Origin of the sequence: Chondromyces crocatus (genome assembly GCF_001189295.1) — a bacterium.
GTDB classification, from domain to species: Bacteria; Myxococcota_A; Polyangia; order Polyangiales; family Polyangiaceae; genus Chondromyces; species Chondromyces crocatus.
The window spans coordinates 5,446,885-5,462,262 of sequence record NZ_CP012159.1 but is presented as its reverse complement, the minus strand read 5'-3'; the positions used below and the strand labels follow the sequence as shown (position 1 = coordinate 5,462,262).

Genomic DNA, 15,378 nt, shown 5'->3' with positions numbered 1-15,378 from the left:
CTTTCGGACGGTCGCCGCTTCTCCCCTATTCAGTTGTCCCGCCAGATGGAGGGCATCGCCTTACGGCCGGTAGTGCAAACCCCGAGCCGTACGTGCGGTACGTACAACGATGAGGATCGCGCCGTCAACTCTTGTGGTGTGTAGTAAATTCACTACAGCTCTTTGCGCCACGCTGTGGTGAAAAGTATACGGGGCCGTTCACACCATCTCGAAACGTGAGGCCCGACCCATCTGGAAGCCTCATCCCTGCACCTGCCATCCCGCAGCGCCATCGCAGCGCCCTCCTTGGTGGGCCAGGGCGACCCTCAGGGGATGCGGGGCGATCCCCGCATCCAGGCGTCTCCACTTCACCCCGATGTCTCCTGCGAAGGACCGACGGACAGGCATCTCTCGCGAAGGACCGACGGACGGGCGTCTCTCGCGAAGGGCCAACGGAACGGTGGAGGGAAGGGCCGAGGGGACGAGGTGTCAGCGCGCACTCAATGGCGCGATGGGACGGGCGGGGCGTCCGCCGAGCGCACCACGTCGGAACGCGGCGGCTGGCCAGGACTTGATGGGGACCGACGCGGACTCGGGAGGGGGCACATCGATCTTCGGACACGCCCCCGTCCTCAGCAGCTTGGTGACGACCTTGCGCGCGATCGCCTTCAGCGGCTCGAACACACCGCTCCCATCCCGGGCTGATGCCTCGAAATCCGCAGCGCCATGGAGATTGAGCGCAGCCCGGAGATCTTCCAGCGCCGCCACGTCCGGCAGGTCTCGCTTGTTGTATTGAAATACGTGCGGGACCTCTTGCAATGAATCCCCCTGCGCCGACAGGTTGTCGCGCAGGTTGTCCAGCGACAGGACATTGGCGTCGAAGCGCACGCGCTGTGCATCGGCCACGAAGACCAGGCCGTCCACGCCGCCGAGAATGAGCCGCCTCGTGGCGTTGTAGAGAAGCTGCCCTGGAACGGTGTAGAGCTGCATCCGGACCTTGAAGCCCCACACGGCCCCGAGATCGAGCGGCAGATAGTCGAAGTAGTGCAGCCGCTCCGCCGCCGTATCGAGGGTGAACAGATTGCCCCGCGTCGCGCGGTCCGCGTGGGCATGCACGTACTTCAGGTTCGTGGTCTTTCCACAGAGACCGGGGCCATAATAGACGATTTTGCAGCTGATCTCCCGGAGGGGATAGTTCACGAAGGGCATGCTCTGGCTCCGCGGGACGCTGAAGGTCTGCCCACAAGATGCGTCGCACCACCCCACTGTGCAATGGAGTGCGCACGCATTCTCGCCAGCCGACCAGGGCGAGCACGTGCCTCGCTCACGCTCATGCAATCAGCAGGAACGGGGGCGAGGCGCCGTGCACGCAATCACCAGGAGTGGCCAGGGCGGGACGTGCGCGGACACGGCACCTGCGCGAGAGGATCCGTCGCTACGGGCAACCAGCCGGCTGCACTGCGCCGGGCGTGATCTCCCCGATCTCGATCCCCGCCTCGGCGAGCAGCTTCTGCTGAAGCATGGCGTAGTTGAACCACCAGCTGAAGCGGCGCTGCGGATTGTTCACGTGCAGCGGGTATCCGATCCGGTTCTGGGTGATGAATGCCGTCGGGTTCCCTGCCCCTGCAGCCAGCTCTGCGCTCGTCCAGTTCGCAGGATCGCGCCGCGTGCGTGTCGCCTCGGCGAAGCCACGCTCTGCGCAGGCGACGAGCTCGTGGTGGAGCGCGAGCAGCGCCTCGCCTTCGCTCGCGAAGGGACCGATCGCCCCCTCGTCGTAGATCTCCGCTTGCTTCAGCGCCCGCAGCCCGGCGGCCGTGATCGCCGTCGCGTCGGCGCAGTGCTGCCAGTCGTCCCACTCGCCGAACGTCGCGCGCCCACCGTTCGACCGGATCCCAGCCCCGTAGAGCGGCACCAGCCGCCTCCGGTTGTCGCCAGCGCCGGGGTTGTCGCAGACCGATGGCGAAAGGAAGGAGTCGTTGAGCAGGTCGTTCGTGAAGTAGCTCGTTCCCACGTCCCGCAGGAACCGCGACAGGCGGACGAAGATCTCTGCCACACGCGTGTCCCCGGTCTGCTCCTCCCAGCCCAGCAGCGGATCGATGATCATCGCGCTCATCCAGGGCGAGCACCACGGATCCCCCGCCATCGCGTCCGCGTGCTGCTCTCCCGAATGGATGAAGCAGTTCTGCGGAGGGAAGGTCATCCCGGGGTTCACCTCGGCGAGCGCGCCCGCGTCGCCCGTGATGTGGCGGTGCGCCGTGTCGACCATCTCGCCGAGCGCCTCCTTGTATTTCAGGTCGCCGGTCAGTTGATGGCCATAAAGGAGCCCTTCCATGCTCGTCCCGAGGAGGCGCTCGGTCCAGAGCTTGTCGCGCCCCCGCACGTGCCCATCGCGGTAAGGCACCACGAAGAGCGGATCGGCGTACCACATGTCGGCGATCGCCTTCCCAGCCTCCAGGGCCGACTCGTCTCCGGTCAAGGCGTAGTACGCGTACAGCCCCCTCAGGTGAGAGTACTTGGTGTCGGCCGTGGGCTTGCCCGTGAAGATGCCTCGGTTCGCGCCGGACAGCTCGATCTTGCCCGCGTAGTAGCTGCAGTTCTGGAAGCCGTGGCGCAGCGTCTCCACATCACCGAGGTGGGTGTGGGCCGTGAGAAAGGTCGCGCAGCGATCGTAGAGCCAGGCGCTGAAGTCCGCGATCGGATCCACCACCGAGTCGGCATCCGGGTTCAGGGCATAGCTCTCGCGGTACATCGCGGAGCTCGCGAAGCCATCGAGCGCCGACGAGAAGAACGCGAGCCCCGGCTGCGCGTCGGCGGCCCTGACCTGCGGGCCGAGGATGCCCGTACGCGCCAGGTAGCCCTCCGGGAAGGTGGCCAGCACCCGCGGCTCGCGGGCGGTGAACAGCGGCTTCTGCGCGACGGGCCCCTCCGAGAGGGCATACGACCCGCCCTGCTGGACGATGGTCCGCGTGGTCGTCCGTGCCGTCGCCGTGGCCACCGCGCTCACCTCGTCGGAGGCGAAGGGAAGCGGCTCTCCGGCCGAGGATCCCGCACCTCCCGTCCAGCGCACCTCCACGTCGAGCCCGTCGGCCGACATCAGCGACGCCGGGAGCTGCACCACCACCGCCCGCGTCCCCGTCCGGCTCCCCGACGCGTCGTGGTAGGCCAGCGTCTCGCGGATCGTCGCCGCCACTGGTGCACTCGCCACGAGGACCTGCATTCCCGCAGCGTCCTGCACCGCCGCCTTCGGCAACGGCAGGCCGAAGGACAGCACCGAGCCCCCCTCCACGGCGCGCTGGAGGTGAACCGTCACTCCGACCCCAGGATCTTCGTCACCGCCACCGCCGGTGAGCCCTCCCGGCTCCGACGGCGCCTCGCCATCCGGGCCCTCGGAGTCGCCATTCCCTCGCGCCACCGCCCCGCTGGGGTCGCCCGCGCAGCTGGCGAGCGCAAGGAGACCCAGGCACATTGCAATGCGCATTCACCCTCTCGTGATGTAATCGGCGCGCCGCTTTTTCAGCGGCGGTTGCATTACCGCGGCGTGCGCGGGGCCCGAAAACGATCCCCGGCCATGCCCGATAACGAGCTGAGGTCCCGACTGTACGTGTCGCCCTGAATCACGTCCAGCGTGATCCGCTCAGGTGGCATGGCAGCCCACGGGATCTCCTGGATTGACGCCGTGGAAGCATGGAATGCAGCCCGGAACCGGGAAAGAAACAGCAATCGACGGGCTTGCTCTGCGCATCGAGATGTCGCTGCGCCGTATCTCTCCGGGCCCCCATCCCGCACGCGCTCGCCCTCGCCTCGACGCCTTCACCCGCGGTCAATCAGCACCTGGCGACGCCGTCTTTCCATGGAGAACAGAGGCCGAGCACGCCACGGAAGGTCAGAAGGTCCTGCTTTCCAGGCAGAACAGGAACCGAGCAAGCGGAGGGTGGGTGGAAACAGACCAACGGGTCCACACAAGTGGTTGGCTGGCTCGAAGTCGACGAGCCGCTCATAAAGAGCGCAGGGTGCGGCGAGCACATCCACCTGACATCGAGCCTCGATCGAGGAAGCGAGCGCTCGACCGTCGGGTAGAGACAAGACCCGCAATCGAGGAAGCGAGCGAGCATTTCTCAGGTGATGGCCACACTTCAATCGAGGAAGCGAGCGCTCGCCCCTCGGGTGACGCCCGCGCCTCGATCGAGCCAAGGATCGCATCGTCCCTCGCGACCGACGAGACCTGAGGTGCATTGCCGACACGGTGCCCCTCTCCCTCGCCGCATCTGCCGCGACTCCCGAGATGTGCTCGTCTGCTGCCCCCTGGGGTGCCTCCGCCCCGCTCTCGCTCGCCGCTCCTCCTGGCGCGTCCGGCGTGCGCTCGCGGTTCCCTTTCCCTCCCCCTTCGTCGCCACCGGGCGGACCCACCTTCGCGCGCTCGCTGGACGGCGTCTTCCTGCTCCTGCGCACGAAGAACGACTCCACGAAATCGCGCTGCCCTGGAAACGCCGTGCGCAACCTGCCGTACGCTTGCTCGAGGCCGTGGCGCAGGTCGCTCCGCGCTGCCACCTCCGCATCGGCCGCGAGGCGCTCGGCCGTGAGGGCGGCGTCGAGCGCGGCGCGGGCGTCGAGGCTCCGCGTCACGGCCACGTCGAGATCGGCGAGGAGGTGCGCCTTCCCCAGGAAGTCTGGCGCCACGGCGAGCTGCGCGCGCACCCGGAGGACGAGCTCCGGCTCTTCGCGAGGCCGCGCCTTCTTGATCGAGCTGGCCGAGCGCCCGAGCATCACCGCGCGGTAGACCGCATCGTCTCGGCTCCGCTGCGCCGGGCCGTTGAGGTAGCCGTCGCTGCACGCCATCAACCGCTGGCCGAGCACGTGGTCCCGCGCCCGGAACCGCGCTCGCGCCTGACGCGTCGCCGCCTCGGCCTGCACCCTGGCCGCGACCCGCGCCGAGAGCGCGCTGGCCTGCGCCCGGAGCGGCGCTCCGGCCTCCTGGAGGAGGTCGCGCTGCTCCGGGGCGAGGATCTCGGCGGTGCGCCACGCCGCCTCGGTGGCGTCGAAGTGCGTCGCATGCGCGAGGTGGACCTGGCTGGATGCCGTCCTGGGGGGGAGCTGCATGGGTTCCTCTGGAAGGTCGTTCAGAGTGGTCTCCAGCCAGGGGGTCGCCTTCGTGAAGCGGCTCCAGGCGGAGGTGAGGATCGGGCGCAGACACGCCGCGTTTTCGTGTTCGACGAGGGGCGCGTAAATTTCTTCTCGGGTTGGGGAACGATCGCTCGTGTTTGGTGGGACAAGGTGGGTGGGAAGGCGCCGGCGAGCGTCCACACCGAGGATGAAGGCGCTCCGCGGCGCACAGCGAGGGCGCGATGAGGGCGGCGCCTCCGGGATCGGCGCTCGGAGAGGTGTCGATGCCGGCGTTTCCCTCGGGTCAGGGACGGGGCGAAACGTCGATGCGGGCGCTTCCCTCGGCTCGGGGACGGCACGAAACGTCGATGCGAGCGTGGCCTCTGGGTGTTCGCTCCGGTGGAATGTCGATGCGGTCGGCTCCCTCACGGTGGATGGTTCGGTGGAACGTCGATGCGGACTGCGCCTCCGGGATGACCGCTCGGAGGCATGCGGTCAGCGCCGCTTCCGCCGAGCTGGGACCCTGGTGGAGCGTCGATGCGGTCGGCGCCTTCGGGTCGGCGCCTCTCGGCGCCTTCGGGTCGGCGCCTCTCGGCGCCTTCGGGTCGGCGCTTTCTGGACGTCACGGCACAGCGGCGAGGCCGAGGTGGACTGACGCGGCCCCGTGCTGGACGCGCGCGGTGCGTGTGCTGGACCCTCTCGGCAACCCCCGAGCGACGAGCTCCCTCCCGCGAACGACGAACAGATCCCGCCTTATCTGGAACAGTGACGGTGCTAGGCTCCCGCGCCCTCATGCCAGAGCACGCAGCAGCAGCCACCACCGAACCCACCTCCGGCGCCGATCGCACGCTCGAAGGCGCACACGGCGCCGCGGCGCGTGCGTTCCTCGACTTCCTGGCCTCCATCCGGCCTGCCGTGGAGACGCGCCTCGAGGCCCGCTGGCAGCGCGAGATCGACCGCATCAAAGGCTACGGTCCCGAGATCGAAGCCATGGCGGCGGAGGCGCGGAGCCTGACGTTGCGCGGCGGGAAGCGCTACCGCGCAGGCCTGGTCGTCGCCGCGCACCTGGGCGTCGCGCCGGAAGCTCCGCTCGACGCCGCCTACGACACCGCCGCCGCGCTGGAGTTGATCCAGACCTACCTGCTCATCCAGGACGACTGGATCGACGAGGACGACACCCGCCGCGGCGGCCCCAGCGTCCACGCCGCGCTGGGTCGCTCTCTGAAGAACGAGCGGCTCGGCGCAGTGAGCGCGCTGCTCGCCAGTGACCTGACCTGGAGCCTCGCGGTCGGCCTCCTCGCGGCGGCTCCCGCCGACCCTTCTCTCGTTCTCGCCACGCTGCGCACGTTCTGCGAGACCCACCAGGACGTGGTGGTCGGACAGCACCTCGACGTGCTCGGGCGCGCGGAAGACGTCGAGCAGATGCACGCGCTCAAGACGGGCAGCTACACCGTGCGGGGTCCCTTGCTCCTCGGAGCCACGCTCGCCGGGGCCTCGGGCGACGTGCTCGCCGCGCTGGAGCGGTACGCGGCCCCCGTGGGCGTGGCGTTCCAGCTCCGCGACGATCTCCTCGGCACCTTCGGCAGCGAGGCGGAGACTGGCAAGCCCGTGGGCAACGATCTGCGCAACGGCAAGCGCACCGCGGTGATCGCCTGGATCGACGGGCGCCTCGACGCCAGCGGGCAGTCGATCCTGGACCGCGCGTTCGGCAAGAGCGAAGCGACGCCCGACGAGGTCGCCGAAGCGACGGCGCTGCTCGTCACCGCGGGCGCGCGAACCGCCGTGGAGGATCGGCTCGACGCCCTCTGCACCGAGGCCGAGCGCCTCGCCGCCGAGCTGCCCGTGTCCGCACGCGCTCGAGAGATCCTCGCGGGTGCCGCGGCCGCGCTCCGCTGGAGGCAGCGGTGAGCCCAGCCCGAGGCGCCGCCTGCGGCAAGGTCATCCTCCTCGGCGAGCACGCCGTCGTGCATGGCACCCCGGCCATCGCCTCGGGCATCGAGCACGGCGCGGAGGCCACCGCAGAGCCCTCGACGGACGGGCGCAGCACCTTGCTCCTCGGCGCTGCCGAGCACATCGCCGGCGACACCGGCGGTGATCTCTGCCGCGCGTTCGGCGCCCTCCTCGCCGAACTCCCTGGCACGCCTCCCTTGCGGGTCACCGCCGAGAGCCGCCTCCTCCCCGGGGGCGGCCTCGGCAGCTCCGCGGCGCTCGCCGTCTCCATCGCCCGCGCCGTCCGCGCGTTCGACGGCGGCGTGCACGCCATCGACGACGCCCGCATCCTCGCCGCCGCAAGCGCGTGGGAGCGCGTCTTCCACGGCAACCCCTCCGGCATCGACACCACCGCCGCAGCGCTCGGCGGCTGCTTCCTCTACACCCGCGCCGAGGGCGCGAGCCCCCTCGCGCTGCGTCGCGACGTGTGGCTCGCCATCGGATCGACCGGCACGAGCGGGTCGACCCGGCTCATGGTCGAGTCGGTGGCGCGCCTGTTCGAGCGCAAGCCCGACGTCAAGGACCAGACCCTCCCCGCGATCACCGCGCTGGTGCGCAATGCAGCCCTCGCGCTGGAAGCCGGTGATCTCCAGGGCCTCGGTCGCCTCATGGTCCTGAACCAGATGCTCCTCGCCGGCCTCCTGGTCTCGACCGAGGACCTGGAGCGCATGTGCAACCTGGCGCGTGACGCGGGTGCCCTCGGCGCAAAACTCACCGGCGCTGGCGGCGGCGGCTCCATGATCGCCCTGCTCGACGCCCACGACGAAGATCAGGCCGAGCGGGCCGCCGCCCGCGTGCTCGGCGCGTGGAGGAGCGCGGGGTACGACGGCCTCCTCGCCCGCATCAGCGCCCAGCCCCGCCCAGCATCGACGGGCCAGCCCTCGCCCGCTGCGCCCCCCGTCACCGAGGATCCCGAATGAGCATCACAGGCAAGGCCACGGCCGTGGCCCATCCCAACATCGCGCTGGCCAAGTACTGGGGAAAGCGCCCCTTCGGCCACAACCTCCCCGCCGTCCCCAGCCTCTCCGTCACCCTGGCGGGCCTCGCCACGCGCACCACCGTCGCCTTCGACGACGCGCTCGCCGAGGACGAGCTGCACCTCGGCGGACACCCTGCCGCAGCCGGCCCCACCCGCCGCGTCAGCGGTCTGCTCGATCGCGTCCGCGCCGCCTCGGGCCGCACGGAGCGCGCCCGCGTCACCAGCGACAACGACTTCCCCACCGCCGCCGGGCTCGCTTCGAGCGCCTCGGCCTTCGCCGCGCTCGCGCTCGCCGCCAGCACCGCCGCGGGCCTCTCCACCTCGCCCGAAGGCATCAGCGATCTCGCGCGCCGCACCAGCGTCTCGGCAGCCCGGTCTGCTTTCGGTGGCTTCGTCGCGCTGCGCTCGGGCGCTCCGGGAGACGAGACCTTGCCCGCCACGCCCGTCGCCCCCGCCGACCACTGGCCCCTCCGCGTGATCATCGCCGTCACCGCCGAAGGCCCCAAGGACGTGGGCTCCAGCGAAGGCATGAAGCTCACCGTCGACACGAGCCCTTACTATGCCGCCTGGGTCACGGACGCTCCCTCCCTCGAAGAGCGCGTTCGCGCCGCCGTCCTCGCCCGCGACTTCCAGGCCCTCGGCAGCGCAGCAGAGGCGAGCGCCTTGCGCATGCACGCCTCCGCCATCGCCGCCGCTCCGGGGCTCCTCTACTGGACCGGCGCCACCGTGAACGTGCTCTCCGAGGTCCGCCGCCTGCGGGCGCGCGGCATCCCGGCCTTCTTCACCATCGACGCAGGACCCCACGTGAAGGTCTTCACCGTGCCCGAAGCCGAGGACGAGGTGACCACGGCCCTCGCCGCCGTGCCTGGCGTGCTCCGCACCCTGAGCGCGACCCCCGGTCCCGGGGCGCACGTCGTCGACCCCGCCGTCTGACGCTCACGGCGGGGGCACGCGCCCCCCCTCCCCGACCCCGGGAGTACACCTCGATCATGCCGTTGCTCCCCGACGCCGACGCGGATCGACGCGCCTATGACGCCGCCCGGAGCGCCGTGCTCGCCGGCGCGGAGGATCCCGACGTCCGCTTCGCCGGCGATCCCTTCTCCCTCTCCGCCTGGCTGCGGGTGCGCAAGCTGATCGAGGCCGTCGGTGACACCGCCCGGGTACTGCACCACGTCGGCCTCGATCCCGCCCGCTGGGCCGACCTCGAACGCCGCTGGATCGGGCTGTTGCACCAGCCCTCGGTCCGCGCCCGCCACGACCTCTGGTCCGAGCGCCTCGACGTGCGCACCGAGGCCGCGCAGCTCCTTTCGAGCCCAGGCCCCGTGAGCCGCGACGCGCTGGAGCCTGGCGCGACGATCCTCACGGCCCCGGACTCACCCACTTCTGCAAGCGCGCCGCGCCGCGCCTGGTGGGCGCTCGGGTACGCCTTGCGGGGCGCCGCACCACCCGCCCTGCGCGCCGTCGACCTCGCGACCGGCCAGGTGGTCTGGGAAGGGCTCACGTCCCTCTGCACCTGGCACTCCCCGCCCGCGCGGGGCAGCTACGCAGCGCGAGGCCGCGCTTTGTTCTTCGCGCACGAGACCCGGATCGGCCTCGCCGACCTGGCGACGGGCACGCTGCACTGGGCCGCCTCGCTGCCCGCTCCCATCGCCCACGACGACGAGGGCCGGGTCGCGCTGTTCGATCCGCTCCCCGAGCCCCCGCACGCGACCCGAGGCGGTCCCCCTTCTGCCGCGAACAGTGCGGGCGTCGTGCTCGTGCGCACCCAGACGCCTGCGCTCATCGCCCTCGATCGCGAGAGCGGCAACGTGCGCTGGCAGATCCCGCTCGGCAGCAGCGCACGCCTGCACGAGGTGACGGGGCTCGGCGTCCTCGTCCATGCCCGTGACGTGACGGGCCAGTGGGTCTCCCTGCTCGATCCCTGGACCGGCGCCGCGCGCTGGACGATCGGCGGCCGCCTCGCCGACGCCACACCGCAAGTCGAAGCCGTCACCGTTCGTGGCCGGCACGCCCTCCTGCTGCTCACAGAGGGCACCTCGACGCCTCCTTGGCCGCCGCTGGGCCCTGGCGTCTTCCCTGGAGGCGCCCCGCTCCCTGGAGGCGCCCAGCCCCCGCAGCCCCCCGTGGGTTCCGGTACCTTCTCTGGCAGCCCCGCGCTCCCGCAACCGCCAGCTCGCGCCGACCGCAGCGTGCTCCGCATCGACGTGCTCACCGGCCAGCCCATCGGCCCTCCGGTGCGCGCCGACGTGCAGGCCCGCCCCGCCCCCGCCACGCTGGAGCGCCACCATGTGTGGGCCGGTGCGGCCGCTGGCACGCTCGTGCGCATCACCGACCGACCGCCGCCAGGTCTCGTCGATCGCCTCCTGGGCCGCCGCGTCGACGACACCACCACGATCGCCCTCCCAGAGCCCGACCTGCTCGTCGACGCCCTCGAACCAGCCGGCGCCTTGGTGCTCGCCCTCGTCCACGCCCGTGGCGAACGGCGGGTGCGCCTCCTCGCGCTCGATCCCTCGATCGGCGCCTTGCGCTGGGACACCAGAGACCTTGGCCCGACGCCGGACAGCCCCGCAGGCGCCGCGCTGCGCATCCACGGCACGCTCGCCGCAGTCGCCACGGGCACGACGCCCGATGGGCCGACGCAGATCACGGGCATCGACGCGGAGCGCGGCGTGCCTCGCTGGTCCCTCGCGATCACGGGCTGGACCGGCCATGACCTGCTGGGAGATGCCCTCATCGTCTGGTCACGCGAGCATGCGCAGATCGTCCGCATCGCGGATGGCACAGCCCTCGGGTTCTGGCCTCTCGTGGAGCGCTGATCGTGGGACGCTGAGCGCTTCCGATCCTCCCGAGTCCCGACCCGCCGATCGAGACTCGGCAAGTCACACCGCATCCCTTAGATTCCCTGGCCATGACGCAGACGCCCAGGATCTCCTGTCCGCAGTGCGACGCTCCACGAATGGCCTCGGACCGGTTCTGCGCCAAATGCGGGCAGCGGCTGCGCGTCCTCTCCGCTGCGGCACGCAGCGACGAGGCCTCGGACGAGGAGTCCCCTTCCTCCGAGCCCTCTCCCATCTCCACGGATGAAGAGGCCCCGCGCGCCGGGCCGACCTGGCCCTACCCGGAGATCACGCAGCCCAGGTGGGCTTCTCCCAAGCCAACCATGACCTACGTCTACATCGGCAGCGCGGTCGCCTTCAGCCTGCTCTTCGTGCTCTCGCCTTCGCAGTCCGGAGCGTTCGCCCCAGGCGTGATCGCCCTCATGTCCTGGGCGATGACTGGCTACGCGCTGAACAACGCCGCACACCGGAAGCGCGTCGCCAGAGAACTCTCGACCTCGGGCATCCGCTGCTGGGGACGCATCCTGCAGGTCGGCCCAGCCCCGTGGAGCACCGGGACGGCCATCGGACAGCCGGTCTACCGCCAGACGCACACGCGGGTCCGGCTCCAGGTCGACGCTTACGCTGCCCCCGATCCACAGCGACCCCGGAAGCGGCGCAAGAAGGGCCCCCGCCTGATCGCGGAGCTCTCCATCGAGGAGTACATCTCCCTGGCGCAGATGGGGATGGTGCAACCCGGGAACTTCTGCGCGCTGCTGCTCCATCCGACCGACCACAGTCAGGTGGTGCTCGACGGTCTCGCCACCTCCAAGGGCGACTTCGTTCCGCTCGCGTGGTGACCCGAACAGGAACCACGCTCTTCCAATCTCTGCCCTGGGTGACGTGCTCCGCGTGTGACTAGACTCGGCCAGCGATGCAGTCCCCCCTCGCCTCATGCCCCCGATGCGCCGCGCCGCTGACCGCTGCGGGTTGGTCCTGCGCCCAGTGTGGCCAGCCTCTCCAGCAGCAAGCGCCAGGGAACGCAGGCCACGCCGTGCCTTCCGGCGCCTCGCCCCACGACACGCCGTCCCACGCCCACCCTGGAGCCGCGACGCCAGCCGCTGGCCCGCCCTGGCCTTACCCGGAATCCAACCAGCGGGTGCTCCACGACCCGAACGGCCAGCTCCTCGGTACGATCCTCCTCTTCACCGGCGCGGTCTTCGCGCTGATGGCCATCGGGTTCGTGCTGTTCGTCGGGGGTGGCAAGGACGATCGCGCCCTGTTCATGGTGCTCCCCCTGGTCGTCGCCCCCGCGCTCCTCTGCCTCGGGGGAGGGGCGCTCATGATGCGCGCCGCAGCACGCCACAAGCGCATCGCCGAAGAGGTCGCGGCCTCTGGCATCCGGTGCTGGGGGCGCATCCTGCAGGCCACCCCGATCCAGAGTGATCGTCGCACGCGCATGCGGGTCCAGCTCCAGCTCGAAGCTTTCGCTGCCCACGACCCGCGCGGCATGCAGGACACCTCCCGGTACGCCCCCGGCGCCCGGGTCGCCCTGCCCGTGTCCATCGAGCAGTCCGTCTCATTGGTGCAGATGGGGATGCTGCAACCAGGCTACTTCTGCGCGCTGCTGCTCCACCCGACCGACCCGGGGAAGTACCTGATCGACGGCTTCGCCAACCCGCAGGGCGCCTTCGCCTGGCTCGCCTGAACCCCACCGTCCTCCGTCACACCGGCGAGGCCGACGTCACACCGGCGCCTCGTCGGCCTCCTGCACCGTCAGAAAGCGCATCATCAGCGTGCGCTGGCCGTCCGCGAACGCGACGACCGCCTTGACCTCTTCCCCATCGTGGTTCGTCTCCACGACGGTCCCCTCCCCGAACCTGGCGTGACGGACGCGCATCCGTTTCCCTTGCAGCACAGGCGCCGGGGCGCTCCCTTGCAACCTCGCCGGCGTCCGCAAGAGCGCGACGCGCTTCTCGCCATACGCGCCCAGCCAGCCCGCCGACACCGCCTCGTCGAGCCGCTGCATCAAGTACTCCCCCACCGTCATCTCCGTGCCCTCGCTCGGGTCGCCCGTCGAGACGACCACCGTCGCCGAGGGCGCACTCCCACGCGGCACCCAGAGATGGACGTAAGCCCCTCCATGCGCCCCATCGACCATCTCCGCGATCGGATCCGAGTACGCCATGGCAATGCACGCATGGGTCTCCGACTCGTACGCGCCAGCGTCCTCGGCATCCCCTACCGAGGCGAGGTCGTGCAGCCCGGTGAACGTCCGCGCCACCGGATCACGGACCGCCAGGAGCACGAGCAGATCGTCCTGGAGCACACAACCCATCTCGCGCTCCAGCAGGACCAGCGCGGCGAGATCCACCACCGGCTCACGACTCCGCGCACCGAACAGCGGCACCTCCTCCTCGGCGTTCTCGGAGTTCCGCATCCCATCGAGCTCGCGCAGCTCCTTCCGGACGGCCGCGCACCGCGTGAGTGCTTCGAGCAGCCCCCGCGAAGGTTCGAGAACACGAGGCGCGCGCAGCACGGCCTCGCTGGAAACTGCATCCGCGCTGGCCGTCATGACGCCTCCTCCTTCACGAGCATCTTCAGATACCGAGCGAACGGCTCGGCAGGTATCCATACAGCATGACGGAGGGTCGGGTGCAGGCGGCTGTGGGGCCGCAAGCGATCAGGCACCTCACCGAAGTCGGGCGAGAGGGTTCGTTGCGCGATGAACGTCACGACCTCCTCGTCCCCAACCCGCTCGATCGGCCAGTGCCCTTTCCAGGGATGCTCGTGCCACGTCTCGCGAGAGCGTCTCACCACGATCCAGGCGTGTTCGCCGGGATTCAAGGTCACCTGGCCATAGACGGGTGGGGCCTGCACCACCGTCTCCAGGGTGCCCCCCCGGTGCGTCGACTCCCCACGCCAGCGGGCAGCATCCTGGAGCACCTTGCACGTCATCACCTGGGCGTGCGTATCACGCACCCGGATGCGCCAGAGCTGATGCCCGGTGAGTCGGCTGGTGAAGAACACATCGGTCGCCATGGCCACGCCGATGCTACCCGAAGTGCCGCTCACGACATCAGCCTGGGTTCGCGGCTCGTTGCGACGTCGAGGCGAGCGCCTAGACTGCCCGACCTCGATGCAAACATCGCTTCCTCACGGTGCCGCGGCCCCGAGCGCTGGCCCTCCCTGGCCCTATCCGGAACCCGAGCCGCGCGTGCTGCCTCGAAGCCGTGACCACGCCCTCGGCTGGGGCTTCCTCTTCGGCGGCGCGCTGCTCACCCTGGTCGCGGCCTACCTCGTGGTGGCGTTCGACGCCCTCCGTTCGATCGACCTCCTGGTGGTGTTCGTCACGCCCGGGGTGGGCGCGTTCGCGGTGAGCCTCATCGGCGTCTTCACCCTGCTCAAGAACGCCCGTCGCAAGCGCCGCGATGAAGAGGTCGCGCACACCGGGATCCGTTGCTGGGGGAGGATCGTGCAGGCCGCTCCGATCCAGGGCCGTGGCCACGCGCGCAGCTACCTGGACGTGTACCTCGTGGTCGAAGCCTTCGCTGCACACGAGGCGCGGCCCACGCAGGGGCCTCGCCCGTACGCTGCTGGGACCCGGGTGGCCGCGCAGGTGGCCTTCGAGCAGCACGTCTCGCTGGTGCAGATGGGGATGCTGCAACCAGGCTACTTCTGCGCGCTGGTGCTCCACCCGAGCGATCACGGGAGGCTCCTGCTCGACGGCTTTGCCACGCCGCAAGGAGCCTTCGCCCGGCTCGCTTGAGGGGTCGAGTTCGAGCACGTATTCGACTACGCGAGGAGTCGACACGCCGAGTCCCAGGTCTCGCCAGTACAAGCCCCCAGTGCGGTGCCTCCGACCAGGCACGCAACTCCGCCCAGAGCAAGGTGGTGTCCGTGGAAGCGGGCCAGGAGAAGGGTGCCCCGAACTCTGGTGGGAGCACTTCCTCGGCGCTCATGCAAACGCTTTCGCGCACCGCCAGTGAGGCCCGGAGGGAATCGTCCACCGGGGGCTCATGCGCCCACGCGGCGGTTACGCTCGCAGACGCGACTGCGGAGTGCCCCATTCCCGCCTTGGGATGCGTCTACCTGCATCTGAATCGCCGGATGTCATCGCCCCCAAAGACGATCAGAGCTGATAACGGTTCCAGTCCGAGGTCATCCCCGTATCCTCACAATGATGCGGTTCAAGGCATCGGTTTCTCCTCGGCAATCCCCGCTGTTCGTTCGGGCGCGCTCGCGAGCATGCCACGATGCGATCATGCGCCGATAGCATTGACGCAAAATGTCCTACCAGTGCTCCATGCGGGTTGATCTGGTAAGGGGAGACACCTTATAAGGAAGTTCGTGCGGGGCTCGAGAGCGATGGCGCAGAGCATCTGGCACAGCATTTCCTGCAAGAGGCCGAATCAGCCTACCGCACGCGGGTGAAGCTAGCGTGTACCTCGGAGCCTCCAAGCCGACGCGCTGACGAACTCTCATACCATCGAAACGGTCGGCTCATACACAGAC

The 15,378-nt window shown here is 70.0% G+C and carries 11 protein-coding genes and 1 pseudogene; 7 read left to right on the top strand and 5 right to left on the bottom strand.

The window, feature by feature from the left end:
- Window positions 1–615 precede the first annotated feature (615 nt).
- The 3 genes and pseudogenes from CMC5_RS20090 to CMC5_RS20075 form a co-directional block, all read right to left on the bottom strand.
- Window positions 616–1,188 (bottom strand): annotated as a pseudogene (locus tag CMC5_RS20090) (GTP-binding protein); the annotation flags it as partial.
- A gap of 226 nt (window positions 1,189–1,414) precedes the next feature.
- A complete protein-coding gene (locus CMC5_RS20085) occupies window positions 1,415–3,457 on the bottom strand; it encodes an AGE family epimerase/isomerase (RefSeq protein ID WP_156338740.1) in 2,043 nt (680 codons plus the stop codon).
- Between the two features lie 332 nt (window positions 3,458–3,789).
- Window positions 3,790–5,076 (bottom strand): hypothetical protein, encoded by a 1,287-nt coding sequence (locus tag CMC5_RS20075; protein ID WP_050431929.1) that lies wholly within the window; start codon window positions 5,074–5,076, stop codon window positions 3,790–3,792.
- A gap of 795 nt (window positions 5,077–5,871) precedes the next feature.
- On the opposite strand from CMC5_RS20075, the gene CMC5_RS20065 reads away from it, so the two are divergent.
- From CMC5_RS20065 to CMC5_RS20040, 6 genes are all read left to right on the top strand, one after another.
- Window positions 5,872–6,987, top strand: a complete 1,116-nt coding sequence (locus CMC5_RS20065) for a polyprenyl synthetase family protein (protein ID WP_050431927.1) — start codon at window positions 5,872–5,874, stop codon at window positions 6,985–6,987.
- Complete coding sequence (gene mvk, locus CMC5_RS20060; RefSeq protein WP_050431926.1) at window positions 6,984–7,988, top strand: mevalonate kinase; 1,005 nt, start codon at window positions 6,984–6,986, stop codon at window positions 7,986–7,988. The genes CMC5_RS20065 and mvk overlap by 4 nt, the downstream gene beginning before the upstream one ends.
- Entirely contained in the window at window positions 7,985–8,980 is a 996-nt protein-coding gene (gene mvaD, locus CMC5_RS20055; protein ID WP_050431925.1) for a diphosphomevalonate decarboxylase, read from the top strand. Before mvk ends, mvaD begins: the two co-directional genes overlap by 4 nt.
- 56 nt (window positions 8,981–9,036) lie before the next feature.
- Window positions 9,037–10,863 carry an outer membrane protein assembly factor BamB family protein gene (locus CMC5_RS20050; RefSeq protein ID WP_050431924.1) on the top strand — a complete coding sequence of 609 codons (1,827 nt, stop codon included), beginning with the start codon at window positions 9,037–9,039 and terminating at the stop codon, window positions 10,861–10,863.
- Window positions 10,864–11,003: 140 nt separating this feature from the next.
- Window positions 11,004–11,723 (top strand): hypothetical protein, encoded by a 720-nt coding sequence (locus CMC5_RS20045; protein WP_050431923.1) that lies wholly within the window; start codon window positions 11,004–11,006, stop codon window positions 11,721–11,723.
- 74 nt (window positions 11,724–11,797) lie between these two features.
- Window positions 11,798–12,571: a hypothetical protein gene (locus CMC5_RS20040; RefSeq protein WP_156338739.1), complete on the top strand. Its 774-nt coding sequence runs from the start codon at window positions 11,798–11,800 to the stop codon at window positions 12,569–12,571.
- 36 nt (window positions 12,572–12,607) lie between these two features.
- On the opposite strand, the gene CMC5_RS20035 is transcribed toward CMC5_RS20040, so the two are convergent.
- Window positions 12,608–13,438 (bottom strand): hypothetical protein, encoded by an 831-nt coding sequence (locus CMC5_RS20035; protein ID WP_050431921.1) that lies wholly within the window; start codon window positions 13,436–13,438, stop codon window positions 12,608–12,610.
- The gene (locus CMC5_RS20030; RefSeq protein ID WP_050431920.1) at window positions 13,435–13,938 is read right to left on the bottom strand and encodes a hypothetical protein; all 504 of its coding nucleotides are present in this window, start codon (window positions 13,936–13,938) and stop codon (window positions 13,435–13,437) included. The genes CMC5_RS20035 and CMC5_RS20030 overlap by 4 nt, the downstream gene beginning before the upstream one ends.
- A gap of 64 nt (window positions 13,939–14,002) precedes the next feature.
- Here CMC5_RS20030 and CMC5_RS20025 point away from each other — a divergent pair, with 64 nt between their 5' ends.
- Window positions 14,003–14,632, top strand: coding sequence for a hypothetical protein (locus CMC5_RS20025; protein ID WP_050431919.1), 630 nt, complete (start codon window positions 14,003–14,005; stop codon window positions 14,630–14,632).
- Window positions 14,633–15,378 lie beyond the last annotated feature (746 nt).

Coding starts and splice junctions, on each gene's coding strand:
- CMC5_RS20040 (WP_156338739.1), top strand. CDS start 11,798: ATGCAGTCCCCCCTCGCCTCATGCCCCCGATGCGCCGCGCCGCTGACC.
- CMC5_RS20045 (WP_050431923.1), top strand. CDS start 11,004: ATGGCCTCGGACCGGTTCTGCGCCAAATGCGGGCAGCGGCTGCGCGTC.
- CMC5_RS20035 (WP_050431921.1), bottom strand. CDS start 13,438: ATGACGGCCAGCGCGGATGCAGTTTCCAGCGAGGCCGTGCTGCGCGCG.
- CMC5_RS20075 (WP_050431929.1), bottom strand. CDS start 5,076: ATGCAGCTCCCCCCCAGGACGGCATCCAGCCAGGTCCACCTCGCGCAT.
- mvaD (WP_050431925.1), top strand. CDS start 7,985: ATGAGCATCACAGGCAAGGCCACGGCCGTGGCCCATCCCAACATCGCG.
- CMC5_RS20025 (WP_050431919.1), top strand. CDS start 14,003: ATGCAAACATCGCTTCCTCACGGTGCCGCGGCCCCGAGCGCTGGCCCT.
- CMC5_RS20065 (WP_050431927.1), top strand. CDS start 5,872: ATGCCAGAGCACGCAGCAGCAGCCACCACCGAACCCACCTCCGGCGCC.
- CMC5_RS20085 (WP_156338740.1), bottom strand. CDS start 3,457: ATGCGCATTGCAATGTGCCTGGGTCTCCTTGCGCTCGCCAGCTGCGCG.
- CMC5_RS20050 (WP_050431924.1), top strand. CDS start 9,037: ATGCCGTTGCTCCCCGACGCCGACGCGGATCGACGCGCCTATGACGCC.